Here is a 14,352-nt window from a genome sequence, read left to right as displayed (position 1 = left end):
TCCTCAGGTACCAGGGTCAATCTTTTGCCAATCCATTACCCTTGACGCCAAGGCCACGCACGGTGGCCATGGAGGAGTGAAATGAGGAGCAGCAACCCGGTCTTCTCGCGACGGGGGTTCAGCCGCGACAACGGCTACGCGGGCTTCAACACCGCGCCGCAGGCCGGGTACGCACAGGGCAACCCGTACGCGCAGAACCCGTACGCGAACAACCCCTACGCCCAGCAGGACCTCCAGCAGGGCGCCCCGCCGCAGGCCCCGGTCTCCACCGGCCATATGACGATGGACGACGTCATCACGCGTTCCGCGATGACGCTCGGCACCGTCGCCGTCGGCGCGGTCCTCGCCTGGGCCCTGCTGCCGGTCTCCAGCACCAGCTTCGGCCTGGCCTTCGGCTCGGCGATCGTGGCGATGGTCCTGGCGCTGATCCAGAGCTTCAAGCGCACCCCGTCGCCCGCGCTGATCCTGGGATACGCCGCCTTCGAGGGCGTCTTCCTCGGCGTCATCAGCGAGATGTACAACACGCAGTGGAGCGGCGCCCCGTTCCAGGCGGTGCTCGGCACCATGGCGGTCTCGGGTGCGACCCTGCTGGTCTACAGGGCCGGCTGGATCCGCGTCACCGCCCGCTACGCCCGCATCGGCATGTCCATCGCCATCGCCTTCGTGGTGGTCATGGCGGTCAACCTGCTGCTGGTCGCGTTCGGCGTCGCCGAGAACGGCGGTCTGCGCAGCTTCGGTCCGCTCGGTGCGATCGTCGGCATCATCGCGATCCTGCTCGGCGCGTTCTTCCTGACCCTCGACTTCAAGCAGATCGAGGACGGCATCGCGTACGGCGCCCCGAAGAACGAGGCCTGGCTGGCCGCGTTCGGCCTCACCATGACGCTGGTGTGGATCTACGTCGAGATGCTGCGCCTGGTGGCGATTTTCAGCAGGGACTGACGACGGCAAGTGAGCTGAGAAGGGCCCCGGGTCACCGCCCCGGGGCCCTTCGTCGTCTGAATGTGCGCGCCTAGAGAAGTTTGCGCGCCGCCCTCCTCAGGTCGTACTCGTGGATCAACGCCTTCGCGTGGCCGTACGCGAGGTTGTGTTCGTGGCGGAGCCAGCTGACCTTCTCCTCGAAGCGGAAGAGGGACGGGCCTTCGTCGACGGTGCGCAACCAGTCGGACACTTCACGACCGGTGCAGTGGGGGATGCGGGCGAGCATGTTGCGATGGGTCTCCTCGGAGAAGACTTGGGACATCGGCGCCTCCGGTGCGCAAAGGGGGTTGTAGCCGGTCCTTCACGTCACCGTGCCTGAGTGTTGGCGTGTTGGCAACAGTCATGACAGGACAGCCGGGTCCTGCCGGGAGAGCCGACGGGAGGCGTTACGCTCGCGGCGTGGTTGATACGACGCCTCTTACCCGTGCAGTGGAGCATTTCGCCGACAAGTTGCGGGCGGCACCGCAGAGCCGGTTGCAGAGGGGGGCCGCCGCGGAGGCGCTGGCGCTGGCCAGGCAGTTGGCGAACTGGGCGCAGACCGTCGAGGAACCGGGCGGTGAGGCGCGCGAGATGCCGGACGCGGGGATGTTCGCGGTCGCCGACCAAATCGCGGTGGCCGGGAACGACTTGGCGGTGGTGCTGGAGAGCGATGCCGAGGTCGGCGACGCGGTGCGCCTGGTGGAGGAGGCGCAGAAGAGGGCGGGGGTGTGAGGCGGCGGTGCGTTGTCGGGTGCGGGTGTGTGGGGGTTGCTCGCGCAGTTCTCCGCGCCCCTTTGGAGGCGCGGAGAACTGCGCGACCAGCCACGACGGCGGCGCACCCGACAACGCACCGGAGCGCCCCCGAAATCAGAGTGACGCTATGACCCGGTCCGCCAGGATGTAGACGTTCTCCTCGCCGCACGCGAACGTCAGTGTGTACGCGCCCGAGATCCCCGACCCGCCCAGCAGATACGGCGTCTCACCGGCGTTCAGGGCGGCAGCCAGCCGCTCCGCCGTCTCCCGGTGCCCCGGCGTCATGCACAGGGTCGTGCCGTCGGCGAAGACATAGACGTCCAGCGTGCCCAGCGGCCCCGGACGGACGTCGGAGAGTTCGACCTGCGCCTCGGCCAGCTGCTCCAGCGTCGCGACCGTGCGCTCATGGTCGTTCACCACCGGCGACTGCACCGGCACGAAGTCCGGGTGGGAGGGGTGACGCCGGCGGGCCGCGGCCAGTTCCGGGGACTCCCCGGTGAACTCGTCGGCCTCCGCGGCCGCCTCGGCCACCGGCTCCAGGCCCACGAAGTCGCCCTGCCGGGGCAGGAACAGCTCACTGTCCGCCAGGCCCAGCAGCGAAGGCGTGTCGGAGGCGTCACGCGCCTCCTGTGCGGCCCAGAAGGCCCGCGCCTCGGCCAGCTCCCGCTCCCGCTCCTCGGCCAGCGCCTCGGCGACCGCGGCGCGTATCTCCTCGGCGGCGGCGTGGCTACGAGCCGCCGGCAGAAGGGCGCGCATCGTGGCGGCCTGGTTCTGGGCAAGCTGGGTATGCAGCTCGGCGACCTGACGGCGCAGCTTCAGAACGGTGCGCAGGACAGCGACGCCCACGGCGCCCGTGGCGGCCGTGGTGAGCAGCAAGGCGATCGGCATGGCGCTCACTGACGTACTCCCGGTTCAAAGTCGACCCCCGACTTCCTACATCAGCTTGAAGGGTGGACTATCAAGCTGTCAGTGCGTAACGTCACGAAACGGACAGGACTTTGGTCCTGAGGTTTGGCCCTGTAGCCGCGCTGACCTGGGGTGATATCTCCACAGAGGGAGATAGGTCACATCCTGGGGGAGATTGGATCACAAATCGGCCCGGTGTTCGGGGTTTTCTCGAACACCGGGCCGTGGTGTCACGGTGGGTCCCGTGACGGTCACTCAGGGGTCACTCGGGGGTCCTGCGGTACCTCAGCTCAGGCGCTCGATGACCATCGCCATGCCCTGGCCGCCGCCCACGCACATCGTCTCCAGACCGAACTGCTTGTCGTGGAACTGGAGGGAGTTGATGAGCGTGCCGGTGATGCGGGCGCCGGTCATGCCGAAGGGGTGGCCGACGGCGATGGCGCCGCCGTTGACGTTCAGCTTCTCCAGCGGGATGCCGAGGTCGCGGTAGGAGGGGATCACCTGGGCGGCGAACGCCTCGTTGATCTCGACCAGGTCGATGTCGTCGATGGTCAGGCCGGCGCGGCCGAGGGCCTGCTTCGACGCCTCCACCGGGCCGAGGCCCATGATCTCGGGGGAGAGGCCGGAGACGCCGGTGGACACGATGCGGGCGAGCGGGGTGAGGCCGAGCTCGCGGGCCTTGGTGTCGGACATGATGACCACGGCCGCGGCACCGTCGTTCAGCGGGCAGCAGTTGCCGGCCGTGACCATGCCGTCGGGGCGGAAGACCGGCTTCAGACCGGAGACGCCCTCCAGGGTGACGCCGGCGCGCGGGCCGTCGTCCTTGCTGACGACCGTGCCGTCGGGCAGGGTCACCGGGGTGATCTCGCGCTCCCAGAAGCCGTTCTTGATGGCTTCCTCGGCGAGGTTCTGGGAGCGGACGCCGAACTCGTCCATGTCCTGGCGGGTGACGCCCTTGATGCGGGCCAGGTTCTCGGCGGTCTGGCCCATCGCGATGTACGGGTCGGGGATCAGACCGTCCTCGCGCGGGTCGTGCCAGCCGGCACCCTCGGACGCGGCGGTGGCGGCGGTACGGGCCTCCGCCTCCGCGAAGAGCGGGTTGTGGGTGCCCGGGAGCTCGTCGGAGCTGCCCTTGGCGTAGCGGGAGACCATCTCGACACCGGCCGAGATGAAGACGTCGCCCTCGCCGGCCTTGATGGCGTGCAGCGCCATACGGCTGGTCTGCAGCGACGAGGAACAGTAACGGGTGATCGTGCAGCCGGGCAGGTGGTCCATGCCCATCTGCACGGCGACGATCCGGCCGAGGTTGTAACCCTGCTCGCCGCCGGGGAGACCGCAGCCGAGCATCAGGTCGTCGATGTCCCGCGGGTCCAGCTCGGGGACCTTGGCGAGGGCGGCCTGGATGATCGTCGCGGTGAGGTCGTCGGGGCGCAGGTCCTTCAGGGAGCCCTTGACGGCGCGGCCGATCGGGGAGCGGGCGGTCGAGACGATGACGGCTTCGGGCATCACGGCTCCAAAAGAAAGGGGCGGCGCGTAGCGCCTCGTTGAGGGGTGGCGGTCGGGTGACGGGCGGGCGTACGGACTGGCAGGGGTGCTTGGGAAGTTACCCGTACGTATGTCATCGGTCACGGGTGTCGGGGTGTGACACTGGCCGCACTTTCTAAGCGCTTGCTTGGGTCCTTCGTCGCGCACACCTGCCGGGCACCCCGCCGGACGTCACCCTGCCTCTCACGGTGACGGCGCCAGGGGCGCCGTCACCCGCGTGTTCCGCTCCTAGCCGTCCTGGTTCGTCGTCGTGGCCCTCGACCATGTCTCTTCGGCGACCGGGACGGCCGGCAGGTCGGGCGGTTCGACGCGCTGCCGCCGGCGGCGTTTCAGGAGGGCCCACGGTCCCCGGGGCCCGGTCGGCATCGCCGCCGTGACCTCCGTGCCGGGCTCGGCCGCGGCCTCCGCCGCGGCGCGGGCGACCGGCAGGAAGCCCTCGCGGCGGGTGACGTCGGGGCGCTCCTCCTCCGCCGGCCACAGGCCCAGGGCCGCGCAGACCGTCGGCAGCACCGCCATCGCGGCCGTGGCGTAGCCCTCCGCGGACGGGTGGTAGCTGTCGGGGCCGAACAGTTCGCGCGGGTTGGCCGCGAACTCGGGGCCCAGCAGGTCGCCCAGCGACACCGTGCGGCCGCCCTGCTCCACCGTGCCGATGGTCTGGGCCGCGGCCAGCTGCCGGGACGCCCGCCGGGCCAGCCAGCGCAACGGCTGCCGTACCGGTTCGATCGTGCCCAGGTCGGGGCAGGTGCCGACCACCACCTCCGCACCCGCCGTGCGCAGCCGCCGGACCGCCGCCGAGAGATGGCGCACCGAGCGGGTGGGGGGCATCCGGCGCGTGACGTCGTTCGCACCGATCATGATCACGCAGACGTCGGGGACCGGCGCGGTCGAGCCCAGGAGCAGGGCGACCTGCCGGTCCAGGTCGTCGGACTGGGCGCCGGGCCGGGCCACGTTGCGGAGTTCCACCGGGCGTTCCGCGACGGCCGCCAGGCCGGACGCCAGCAGTGCGCCCGGCGTCTGGGCGGCCCGGTGCACGCCCTGGCCCGCCGCCGTGGAGTCGCCGAGCACCGCCAGACGCAGCGGAGGCTCACCGGAGTCGGATCCGTCGCCGTAGCGGCCGTCGGCGGTCGGCACCCGTCCGCCGCTGTTGCCGTTGCCCACCGCCGTTCTGGCCATCCGCACCTCGGCCAGCACCACCCCCACCGCGGCCGCGCCGACCAGCCCGATCCCGCCCCCGCCGTACGCCGCACCGGCCGCGATCCGCCGGGCCACCCGTGCCCTCGACATGCTCGTCATGCGTCGCCGCCACCTCCTCGTTGCCGTCCATCCACTCCTTGCCCCGTACGGACCGTCCGCCAATCTCAACGGGGAGTGAACCTCGGACGTGCCCCGTAGGCTGGCGACACCACCAAGACCATTTCTTTTGCAGGCAACCGGAGACAACGGTGCGATTCCACGACTCGATGATCAGTCTCGTCGGCAACACCCCGCTGGTGAGACTCAACAGCGTCACCCAGGGCATCCAGGCCACCGTCCTCGCCAAGGTCGAGTACTTCAACCCGGGCGGGTCCGTGAAGGACCGCATCGCGCTGCGGATGATCGAGGCCGCCGAGAAGAGCGGGGAACTGCAGCCCGGCGGCACCATTGTCGAGCCGACCAGCGGGAACACCGGGGTGGGGCTGGCGATCGTGGCCCAGCAGAAGGGGTACAAGTGCATCTTCGTGTGCCCCGACAAGGTGAGCACCGACAAGATCAACGTGCTGCGTGCGTACGGCGCGGAGGTCGTGGTCTGCCCGACGGCCGTGGACCCGGAGCACCCGGACTCGTACTACAACGTCTCCGACCGGCTGGTGCGGGAGACCCCCGGCGCCTGGAAGCCGGACCAGTACTCCAACCCGAACAACCCCCTGTCGCACTATCACTCGACCGGCCCCGAGCTGTGGGAGCAGACGGCGGGGAAGATCACCCATTTCGTGGCGGGCGTCGGCACCGGCGGCACCATCTCCGGCACCGGCCGCTACCTGAAGGACGCCAGCGACGGCCGCGTCCAGGTGGTCGGCGCCGACCCGGAGGGCTCGGTGTACTCAGGCGGCTCCGGTCGGCCGTACCTGGTCGAGGGTGTCGGTGAGGACTTCTGGCCGACCGCCTACGACCGGACGGTCGCCGACGAGATCGTCGCCGTGTCGGACAAGGACTCGTTCCAGATGACCCGGCGCCTCGCGAAGGAGGAGGGCCTGCTGGTCGGCGGCTCCTGCGGGATGGCGGTCGTGGCCGCGCTGCGGGTGGCGGAGCGGCTCGGCCCGGACGACGTGGTCGTCGTACTCCTCCCGGACAGCGGCCGCGGCTACCTCAGCAAGATCTTCAACGACGAGTGGATGGCCGACTACGGCTTCCTGGAGGACGAGGGCCCGAGCGCCCGGGTCGCCGACGTCCTCAGCGACAAGGTCGCCGGGACCATCCCCTCCCTCGTCCACATGCACCCGGACGAAACCGTCGGACAGGCCATCGAGGTGCTGCGCGAGTACGGCGTCTCGCAGATGCCCGTCGTCAAGCCGGGCGCCGGCCACCCGGACGTGATGGCCGCCGAGGTCGTCGGCTCGGTCGTCGAACGCGAGCTGCTGGACGCGCTGTTCAGCAAGCGGGCCTCCCTGGAGGACCCGCTGGAGAAGCACATGTGCGCACCGCTGCCGCAGGTCGGCTCCGGCGAGCCGGTCGAGGACCTGATGAAGGTGCTGGGCGCGGCGGACGCGGCGATCGTCCTCGTCGAGGGCAAGCCGACGGGCGTGGTCAGCCGGCAGGACCTGCTGGCGTTTCTCGCCAAGGGCGGCAAGCAGTAGCGAACCTCCGGTGAACGGCCCGTGAATCCGCGGAACTTACTGTTTCCCTATCGAAGTGGTGGACTTCGCGGAAGTGGTACGAGCGCGTCACGTCCACGCAGCACACGCTTAACACGGGTCCGGCAGATTAGTGGGTGTCGGCAGGGCGGGAGCGGCTCCCCGCCCCAGCCGGCACCGAACGTCCAAGGACCTCCGGAGCGGCTCCCGGACCTCCATGGACGCCCGGACGTGCGACCCGGCCCTGACCCGGTCCATGTCCCTCGCGGGGACCGCCGTCGTCCCGCCCCCCGGTAACGGGGGTGCGGCGGTCCCCGCGCATTACTTTTTCCGGGCTCAGTCCTCGCGGCCGCGGCCCGCGCCGCGGAACAGATCGGGGTTGAGGCGGACCGCCTGGGCCGCGTTGACGCCGACGATGCCGATCCAGGTGGCGATCAGGCCCGTCATGCCCCCGAAGGCGCCGCCGATCGACGACAGCGGGACCGCCATCACCAGCGAGGCGATCCCGAAGCCGAACCGCTCGCCCCAGGAGTCGCCGCCCTTCGCCCTGCGCGCACCCCGGGCCGCCTGCATCTGCTGCTCGGCCATGCCCCGGCGCAGCCGGCGCTCCACCGCTCCGTCGATGCGCTGGTCCAGCTTCTCCAGGAAGGAGTCGGCCAGCTCCGACTCGTACTCCGGCCCGAGTTCCCTGCGGGCGTGCAGGGTGGCGGAGAGGTCCTTCTTCAGGTCGGTGTCATGCGCGTCCGTCATGGCGTCCACGGTAGGGACCCAGGACCACCTCCGCACTGGGGCAATCCCCCGCATCCGCCTGGGGGTCCGCCCTCAGGGCAGCAGCGACACCAGCCCGCTGTCCGGGTCGAACCGCGCCGCGACCACCGACGCCTCCGCGAACGCCGAGTCCGCCCGGATCGCGTCCCGCACCCACACGGTATGGGCCCGCATGGTGTGGGCGGCCCAGTCCCCGGGCAGCGCCCTGGTCCGGCGGGCGGCCGGGGCGATCTCGTCGGCGAGGAGCTCCAGATGGCCCGGGACGGGCGCGCCGGTGCTCAGCCGGCCGAGCGTGGCGGCGACGGCCCCGCAGGGCTCGTGACCGAGCACCACGACCAGCGGGACGCGCAGTTCCGCCACGCCGTACTGGATCGAGCCGAGCACCGCCTCGTCCAGCACCTGCCCGGCCGTCCTCATGCACAGCAGGTCGCCGAGCCCCTGGTCGAAGACCAGCTCGGGGACGGCCTGGGAGTCGACACAGGCGAGGACGACGGCGAACGGGCGCTGCCGGGCGGCCCGGGTGCGGCACGGGCGGCCGGTGGCGTAGCGCCGGTTGCCCGCGAGCAGTTCGTCGAGCGCCGCGCTCGCCGAGGAGGGGGCGACGGCCGCCGAGGAGAAGGCGACGGCCGGCGCGCCGACGGCGGTGGCCGCCGGAAAGGCCGTGGGGTTGGAGGCCATGACGCTTCCTCAGGTGCTGGTGCCGGTAGAACCATCACTGTACGCGGCGGAAACGTTACGGTGCGTATTGGTTTAACGACCCTTGGCCGGATCATCGCCCGCGCGATACCCGGTCGGGCACCCGGCCGGTCAGGCCAGCCCGTGCTGCTCGGCGTACGCGTTCGCCACGTCCTCCGGGTCCTTCTTGTCGTTGTCCACCAGGCTGTTGAGCTGGGTGAGCTGCTCGGTGGTGAGGACGTTGCCGAGCTTGGCGAGGGCCTTGCGGACCGTGTCGTCGGCCTTGCGGTCGGCGATGAGGGGGACGATGTGCTGGCTGGGGATCAGGTTCTTCGGGTCGGCCAGCACCACCCAGCCGTTGGCCGCGATGTCGGTGTCGGTGGTGAAGAGGTTCGCCACGTCCACATCGCCCTTCTTCAACGCGCCCTTGACCAGCGGCCCGTCCGAGTCCAGCGACTTGAACTCCTTGAACTGGACGCCGTACACCTCCTGCAGCCCGACCGCGCCCACCCGCCGCTTCTTCACCTCGGGCGCGGCGCCGATGACCAGCTTGCCGTTCTGCGCGGCCAGGTCGGCGAGCGAGGTCAGGCCGTACTTCTGGGCGGTCGCCCGGGTGACGACGAAGCAGTCGGAGTCGGCCGCCTGCCCGTACGGCAGCACCTGGAGGCCGCTGGGCAGCGCGACCGTGAGCGCGTTCTGCATGGTGCCGGGCTCGGACGAGTTGTCCTTCGGGGCCAGGTAGTTGAGGAGGGCGCCCTGGTACTCGGGCAGCAGGTCGATGTCGCCGGCCTTGAGCGCGGGGATCACGATCTCCCGGGTGCCGAGGTTCGGGCGGACCTTCACCTTGACGCCGGCCTGCTTGAGGGCGGCGGCGTAGAGGTATCCGAGCACCTGGTTCTCGGTGAAGTTGGCGGTGCCGATGGTGATCCCGCCCTTGCTGGAGCCGCCGCCGGCGGTCGAACCGCTGCTCTCGTTCAGGGAGGTGATACCGCTGGAGCAGGCGGCGAGGGCGGGCACGGATCCGGCGGCGAGCAGGCCACCGAGGAGGGTACGACGGTTCATCTGCGGGATCCCTAGGCAGTGCGGTGGCGGAAGAGGAGGCGCTGGAGGGTGCTGAGCAGCAGATCGAGTACGACGGCCACGACCGCGACCAGCACCGCGCCGCCGAGCACCTGGACGAGGTCGCGCTGGGCGAGTCCGTCGAAGACGTAGCGGCCGAGGCCGCCGAAGGAGACGTACGCGGCGATGGTGGCGGTGGCGACGACCTGGATGAGCGCGAGGCGCAGGCCCGTCATGATCAGGGGGAGCGCCAGCGGCAACTCGACCTGGAGGAGGACCTGGTGGCCGCGCATGCCCTGGCCGCGTGCCGCGTCGCGGACGTCCGGGTCCACGGCCGTCATCCCGGCGTAGGTGTTGGTGACGATCGCCGGGACCGCGAGGGCGACCAGCGCCACGTACACCGGCAGCATCGAGAGCCCGCCCGCCAGGAAGACCAGGACCACCAGGCCGACGGTCGGCAGCGCGCGCCCGAAGGACGCCAGGTTGATGGCGAGGAAGGCGCCCTTGCCGGTGTGGCCGATCAGCAGTCCGATCGGCAGGCCGATCGCGGCGGCGATCAGGGTGGCGAGCAGCGAGTACTGGAGGTGCTCGGCGAGCCGGTGGGCGATGCCGTCCTGGCCGGCCCACTGGGAGCCGCTGGTCAGCCAGGTGCCGAGGTTCTTGATGAGTTCGAACATCTCAGGCTCGCCTCCTGCGCCACGGGGTGAGGACGTACTGGAGGGCCACCAGAGCTGCGTCCGCGACCACGGCGAGCAGGATCGTGAGGACCACGCCCACGATCACCGGGGTCGGGAAGTCGCGCTGGAAGCCGTCGGTGAAGAGCTGGCCGAGGCCGCCGTCGCCGATGTAGGTGGCGACGCTCACCAGCGAGATGGACATGACCGTGGCGATGCGGACGCCCGCGAAGATCACGGGCAGGGCGAGCGGGAACTCGACGGTGAGGAGGGTGCGCAGCGGGCGCGTCCCCATCGCCTTCGCCGCCTCCTTGGTCTTCGCCGGGACCGAGTCCAGGCCCTCGACGGTGTTCCGGAGCAGCACGACCAGGGTGTAGACGGTCAGGCCGATGACGGTGGTGGTCCGGGTCAGGCCGCTGACCGGGAGCAGCAGCACGAAGATCGCGATCGAGGGGATCGTGAAGAGCACGTTCGAGAGGCCGAGCAGGAAGCCGCGCAGCGGGCGGACCCGGTGGGCGAGCACCGCGAGCGGCAGCGAGATCAGCAGACCGAGGAAGACGGCGGTCATCGCGGCCTGGAGGTGGGAGAGGGTGAGGCTGGTGAGGTCGTCGGTGTGGTCGCCTATCCAGGACCAGTCGATGGTCATGCGGCCACCACCCGGGCCTCGGAGTGCGCCTGGCCGGCGTGGGCGTGGATGTCGTCGCGGGACGAGACGCCGGTGAGGGCGCCGGTCGCGTCGACCCGGGCTATCAGGCCGGTGGGGGAGGCGATCGACTCGTTGAGGGCCGAGAGCAGCGAGTCGCCGTCGGCCAGCGGCCGTACGGGGAGTTCGGCGTCCTTCGAGGCCCAGTGCAGCGGCCTGCGTTCGGCGTCGAGGACCAGGGTCCAGGCGTCGCCCTCGGGGGCCGGGCCCTGCGGGACCTCGGCGAGGGTCTTCAGCGAGAGCAGCTTCAGGCCGCGCTCGGCGCCGAGGAAGTCGGCCACGAAGTCGTCGGCCGGGCGGGCCAGGAGTTCGGCGGGCGGCGCGCACTGGACCAGGTACCCGCCGGTGCGGAAGACGGCGATCCGGTCGCCGAGCCGGACCGCCTCGTCGATGTCGTGCGTGACGAAGACGATGGTCTTGCTCAACTCCTTCTGGAGCCGGAGCAGTTCGTCCTGGAGCTGGGCCCGGACCACCGGGTCGACCGCGCCGAACGGCTCGTCCATCAGCAGCACGGGCGGGTCGGCGGCCAGTGCGCGGGCCACGCCGACGCGCTGCTGCTGGCCGCCGGAGAGCTGGTGCGGGTAGCGCTTGCCGGCGTCGGCGGCGAGGCCGACGGTCTCCAGGAGTTCGGCGGCGCGGGCGCGGGCCTTCTTCCGGTTCCAGCCGAGCAACAGCGGGACGGTGGCGATGTTGTCGAGGACCGTGCGGTGCGGGAAGAGGCCGGCCTGCTGGATGACGTAGCCGATGGAGCGGCGCAGTTCGGCGGCGTCCTGCTCGGTGACGTCCTTGCCGTTCACCCTGATCGTGCCGGAGGTCGGCTCGATCATCCGGTTGATCATCCGCAGGGTGGTGGTCTTGCCGCATCCGGAGGAGCCGACCAGGACGGTGACCCCGCCCTCCGGCATCTCCAGGGAGAGATCGTGGACTGCTGTCGTGCCGTTGGGGAAGCGCTTGTGGACCGTGTCGAACTGGATCATGAGATGTCCCTTGCCCGGCTGTATAACGTCATGCAGAGTTCTTGGTGTGTGAATAGCTTGTCAACGGTCTGACGTTAATCCGAGGTAACGGATGACCGGTAGGCAAGATCAAGTGTCCGAATTGATGGGAGTATGGGCGTGATGTCGTCTCGTATCGTGGACGCTCCCGGAGCTACACATTCCGGCCTGGTGGTCCTCGACGGCATCGGAACGGGCGTTGAGGACGTCGTCCGCCTCGCCGACGGCACCGCACGGCCGGTCCCCGGCACGGACGCGATGCGCCGCGCGGAGGAGTCCTGGAACGCCGCCCGGCAGATCGCGGCGACCGGCCGCGTCTACGGCCGTTCCACCGGCGTCGGCGCCAACCGCAACGAGGACGTGCCCACCGAGGCCGCCGCCGGACACGGGCTGCGGCTGCTGCGCAGTCACGCCGGCGCGATCGGCGAGGAGCTGCCCGCCCGGCAGGTGCGGGCGATGCTCGCGGTGCGCGCGAACCAGCTGCTGGCGGGCGGCGCGGGGCTCAGGCCCAGTGTCGTCACGGCCCTGTGCGAGGCGCTGGAGTCGGGCGCGTATCCGGTCGTCAACGAGTTCGGCTCGGTCGGCACCGGGGACATCGCCGCGCTGGCCCAGGTGGGGCTGGCGCTGGCGGGGGAGCACCCCTGGCGGGGCGCCGGCGCACCGGAATCCCAGCCCCTGGACAACAACGACGCCCTCGCCCTGATCAGCAGCAACGCCCTCACCCTCGGCCAGTCCGCGCTCGCCCTGCACGAGTTGCGCGGCCTGATCGAGGCCACCCAGGTCGTCGCCGCGCTCTCGCTGCTCGCCGTCGACGGCTCCCACGAGGCCTACGCCGCTCCCGTGCACGCGGCCCGCCCGCACCGGGGGAGCGTCGAGGTCGCCCGCCGGATGCGGGAGCTGATCGGCGCCGCGGACCGGCCGACCCCGCCGCTGGGCCGGATCCAGGACCCGTACGGTTTCCGCTGCCTGCCCCAGATCCACGGCCCGGCCCATGACGCGGCCGACGCCCTGGAAGGCGTGCTGGCGATCGAGATCAACGCGGCCGCCGAGAACCCCCTCATCTCGCCCGAGGACCTCGCCGCCTACCACCATGGCGGCTTCTACCAGGCCCAACTCGCCCTCGCCCTGGACCACTTCAGACTCGCCGTCACCCAGGTCGCGCGGCTGTCCACATCCCGTCTGTCCACCCTCAACGAGCCCGCCTACACGCGGCTGCGCCCCTTCCTCGCCGACCAGGAGCCCGCCTCCTCCGGCGTGATGATCCTGGAGTACGCCGCCGGAGCCGCCCTCGGCGATCTGCGCGCCTTCTCCGCGCCCGCCTCCCTGGGGCACGCTGTACTCTCCCGAGGCGTCGAGGAGCAGGCCAGTTTCGCCTCGCTCGCCGCCCGTCAAACGCTGCGCGCCTGCCGTGCGTACCGTCTGGTGGTCGGCTGCGAACTCGTCGCCGCCGTACGGGCGCTGCGCCAGCGCGAACTGAGGCCCGAACCCGGGCTCGGGGCGGGCAGGGCGCTGGAGCTCGCCGAGGCGGTGCTGGAGGCGGACCCGGCCGACCGGCCGCTCACGGACGACGTCATGGCGGCGGCCGAACTGCTCGACCGGTTCACGGACATCTGGAGGGGGAGCACGTCATGAGCGTGACCGACAGCCCTGCGACTCGCTTGCAGGCGCTCTTCGAGGGACACCGGCTCACGCCGACCCAGCGGCGCATCGCGCACAGCATGGTGCGGCGCGCCGCCGACGTGCCGTTCCTGTCCAGCGTGGAGCTGGCCGAACTGGCCGGGGTCAGCCAGCCCTCCGTCACCCGGTTCGCGGTCGCCCTCGGCTTCGACGGCTACCCGGCGCTGCGCAAGCACCTGCGCGAGGTCGTGCCCCCGGAGCAGGCGCCCGGCTCCGGGTCGTACAACGAGTACCAGCAGGCCGTCGAGGCCGAGATCGAGAACCTCCGGCACCTCGCCGAGGTGCTCGCCGACCCCCGCCCGGTGCAGCAGGCGGGGCGGCTGCTGGCCGCCTCCCGGCCGCTGCCGGTGCTCGGGCTGCGCGCCGCCGCCTCCCAGGCGTACGGCTTCGCCTACTTCGCGGCCAAGGTCCACCCGGACGTCCGGCTGCTCAACGAGGGCGGCACGATGATCCACGACCGGATCGACGCGGCCGTCCTCGCCGGCGCCTCCGCGCTGCTCTGCTTCGCGCTGCCCCGGCACCCCCGCGAGGTCGTGGACACCCTCGGCTATGCCAAGGAGGCCGGGCTGACCGTCGTGACCGTCGCCGACTCCGCGTTCGCGCCCGTGGCCAAGGTCTCCGACCTGCTGCTGCCGGCCGCCGTCGGCACCGGACTGGCCTTCGACACGGCCTGCGCGCCGATGCTGCTGGGCCGGGTGCTCCTGGAAGCGATGTGCGACGACCTGCCGGACGCGCAGGCCCGCCTGGAGGAGTTCGACGCACGGGCGGCGGTGCGGGGTCTTTTCGTCGAGTAGGCGGCTTTAAGGCTC

Annotated in this window: 15 protein-coding genes; 5 read left to right on the top strand and 10 right to left on the bottom strand. The window is 71.1% G+C overall.

What is annotated here, in order from left to right:
• The first annotated feature begins 81 nt into the window (after positions 1-81).
• On the top strand, positions 82-939 hold the full coding sequence (locus tag ACIRR9_RS12960; RefSeq protein WP_403750620.1) for a Bax inhibitor-1/YccA family protein: 858 nt from the start codon (positions 82-84) through the stop codon (positions 937-939).
• 70 nt (positions 940-1,009) lie between these two features.
• Here ACIRR9_RS12960 and ACIRR9_RS12955 read toward each other — a convergent pair whose 3' ends face one another.
• Complete coding sequence (locus ACIRR9_RS12955) at positions 1,010-1,240, bottom strand: DUF4287 domain-containing protein (protein ID WP_355716349.1); 231 nt, start codon at positions 1,238-1,240, stop codon at positions 1,010-1,012.
• Between the two features lie 137 nt (positions 1,241-1,377).
• Here ACIRR9_RS12955 and ACIRR9_RS12950 point away from each other — a divergent pair, with 137 nt between their 5' ends.
• The gene (locus ACIRR9_RS12950; RefSeq protein ID WP_403750618.1) at positions 1,378-1,689 is read left to right on the top strand and encodes a hypothetical protein; all 312 of its coding nucleotides are present in this window, start codon (positions 1,378-1,380) and stop codon (positions 1,687-1,689) included.
• A gap of 135 nt (positions 1,690-1,824) precedes the next feature.
• Here ACIRR9_RS12950 and ACIRR9_RS12945 read toward each other — a convergent pair whose 3' ends face one another.
• The 3 genes from ACIRR9_RS12945 to ACIRR9_RS12935 form a co-directional block, all read right to left on the bottom strand.
• Positions 1,825-2,607, bottom strand: coding sequence for a hypothetical protein (locus ACIRR9_RS12945; RefSeq protein WP_384559910.1), 783 nt, complete (start codon positions 2,605-2,607; stop codon positions 1,825-1,827).
• A gap of 294 nt (positions 2,608-2,901) precedes the next feature.
• On the bottom strand, positions 2,902-4,122 hold the full coding sequence (locus ACIRR9_RS12940) for an acetyl-CoA C-acetyltransferase (RefSeq protein ID WP_403750616.1): 1,221 nt from the start codon (positions 4,120-4,122) through the stop codon (positions 2,902-2,904).
• A 267-nt stretch (positions 4,123-4,389) separates the two neighbouring features.
• A complete protein-coding gene (locus ACIRR9_RS12935) occupies positions 4,390-5,454 on the bottom strand; it encodes an SGNH/GDSL hydrolase family protein (protein WP_403750614.1) in 1,065 nt (354 codons plus the stop codon).
• Between the two features lie 149 nt (positions 5,455-5,603).
• Here ACIRR9_RS12935 and ACIRR9_RS12930 point away from each other — a divergent pair, with 149 nt between their 5' ends.
• Entirely contained in the window at positions 5,604-6,995 is a 1,392-nt protein-coding gene (locus ACIRR9_RS12930; RefSeq protein WP_384559904.1) for a cystathionine beta-synthase, read from the top strand.
• A gap of 333 nt (positions 6,996-7,328) precedes the next feature.
• Here the strand turns inward: ACIRR9_RS12930 and ACIRR9_RS12925 are convergent, their stop codons facing one another.
• From ACIRR9_RS12925 to ACIRR9_RS12900, 6 genes are all read right to left on the bottom strand, one after another.
• Positions 7,329-7,742, bottom strand: a complete 414-nt coding sequence (locus tag ACIRR9_RS12925) for a hypothetical protein (RefSeq protein ID WP_403750612.1) — start codon at positions 7,740-7,742, stop codon at positions 7,329-7,331.
• Between the two features lie 72 nt (positions 7,743-7,814).
• Complete coding sequence (locus ACIRR9_RS12920; protein ID WP_403750610.1) at positions 7,815-8,438, bottom strand: carbonic anhydrase; 624 nt, start codon at positions 8,436-8,438, stop codon at positions 7,815-7,817.
• A 129-nt stretch (positions 8,439-8,567) separates the two neighbouring features.
• On the bottom strand, positions 8,568-9,497 hold the full coding sequence (locus ACIRR9_RS12915; RefSeq protein ID WP_403750608.1) for an ABC transporter substrate-binding protein: 930 nt from the start codon (positions 9,495-9,497) through the stop codon (positions 8,568-8,570).
• 11 nt (positions 9,498-9,508) lie between these two features.
• Complete coding sequence (locus tag ACIRR9_RS12910; RefSeq protein ID WP_365341087.1) at positions 9,509-10,171, bottom strand: ABC transporter permease; 663 nt, start codon at positions 10,169-10,171, stop codon at positions 9,509-9,511.
• 1 nt (position 10,172) lies between these two features.
• The gene (locus tag ACIRR9_RS12905) at positions 10,173-10,814 is read right to left on the bottom strand and encodes an ABC transporter permease (RefSeq protein WP_365341085.1); all 642 of its coding nucleotides are present in this window, start codon (positions 10,812-10,814) and stop codon (positions 10,173-10,175) included.
• A complete protein-coding gene (locus ACIRR9_RS12900; RefSeq protein WP_403750606.1) occupies positions 10,811-11,848 on the bottom strand; it encodes an ABC transporter ATP-binding protein in 1,038 nt (345 codons plus the stop codon). The genes ACIRR9_RS12905 and ACIRR9_RS12900 overlap by 4 nt, the downstream gene beginning before the upstream one ends.
• 141 nt (positions 11,849-11,989) lie before the next feature.
• Between ACIRR9_RS12900 and ACIRR9_RS12895 the strand changes: the two genes are divergently transcribed.
• A complete protein-coding gene (locus ACIRR9_RS12895) occupies positions 11,990-13,498 on the top strand; it encodes an aromatic amino acid ammonia-lyase (RefSeq protein WP_316769924.1) in 1,509 nt (502 codons plus the stop codon).
• A complete protein-coding gene (locus tag ACIRR9_RS12890; RefSeq protein ID WP_123976469.1) occupies positions 13,495-14,337 on the top strand; it encodes a MurR/RpiR family transcriptional regulator in 843 nt (280 codons plus the stop codon). The genes ACIRR9_RS12895 and ACIRR9_RS12890 overlap by 4 nt, the downstream gene beginning before the upstream one ends.
• The last annotated feature ends 15 nt before the right edge of the window (positions 14,338-14,352 follow it).

The organism is Streptomyces sp. NPDC101234, from assembly GCF_044767525.1.
Taxonomy (GTDB): Bacteria; Actinomycetota; Actinomycetes; order Streptomycetales; family Streptomycetaceae; genus Streptomyces; species Streptomyces sasae.
This window is presented reverse-complemented; position numbering and strand designations above follow the sequence as displayed.

Excerpts from the sequence above, each read along its gene's own strand:
- ACIRR9_RS12960 (WP_403750620.1), top strand. The coding sequence starts at position 82 with ATGAGGAGCAGCAACCCGGTCTTCTCGCGACGGGGGTTCAGCCGCGAC.
- ACIRR9_RS12955 (WP_355716349.1), bottom strand. The coding sequence starts at position 1,240 with ATGTCCCAAGTCTTCTCCGAGGAGACCCATCGCAACATGCTCGCCCGC.
- ACIRR9_RS12940 (WP_403750616.1), bottom strand. The coding sequence starts at position 4,122 with ATGCCCGAAGCCGTCATCGTCTCGACCGCCCGCTCCCCGATCGGCCGC.
- ACIRR9_RS12935 (WP_403750614.1), bottom strand. The coding sequence starts at position 5,454 with ATGACGAGCATGTCGAGGGCACGGGTGGCCCGGCGGATCGCGGCCGGT.
- ACIRR9_RS12925 (WP_403750612.1), bottom strand. The coding sequence starts at position 7,742 with ATGACGGACGCGCATGACACCGACCTGAAGAAGGACCTCTCCGCCACC.
- ACIRR9_RS12920 (WP_403750610.1), bottom strand. The coding sequence starts at position 8,438 with ATGGCCTCCAACCCCACGGCCTTTCCGGCGGCCACCGCCGTCGGCGCG.
- ACIRR9_RS12915 (WP_403750608.1), bottom strand. The coding sequence starts at position 9,497 with ATGAACCGTCGTACCCTCCTCGGTGGCCTGCTCGCCGCCGGATCCGTG.
- ACIRR9_RS12910 (WP_365341087.1), bottom strand. The coding sequence starts at position 10,171 with ATGTTCGAACTCATCAAGAACCTCGGCACCTGGCTGACCAGCGGCTCC.
- ACIRR9_RS12905 (WP_365341085.1), bottom strand. The coding sequence starts at position 10,814 with ATGACCATCGACTGGTCCTGGATAGGCGACCACACCGACGACCTCACC.
- ACIRR9_RS12900 (WP_403750606.1), bottom strand. The coding sequence starts at position 11,848 with ATGATCCAGTTCGACACGGTCCACAAGCGCTTCCCCAACGGCACGACA.
- ACIRR9_RS12895 (WP_316769924.1), top strand. The coding sequence starts at position 11,990 with ATGTCGTCTCGTATCGTGGACGCTCCCGGAGCTACACATTCCGGCCTG.
- ACIRR9_RS12890 (WP_123976469.1), top strand. The coding sequence starts at position 13,495 with ATGAGCGTGACCGACAGCCCTGCGACTCGCTTGCAGGCGCTCTTCGAG.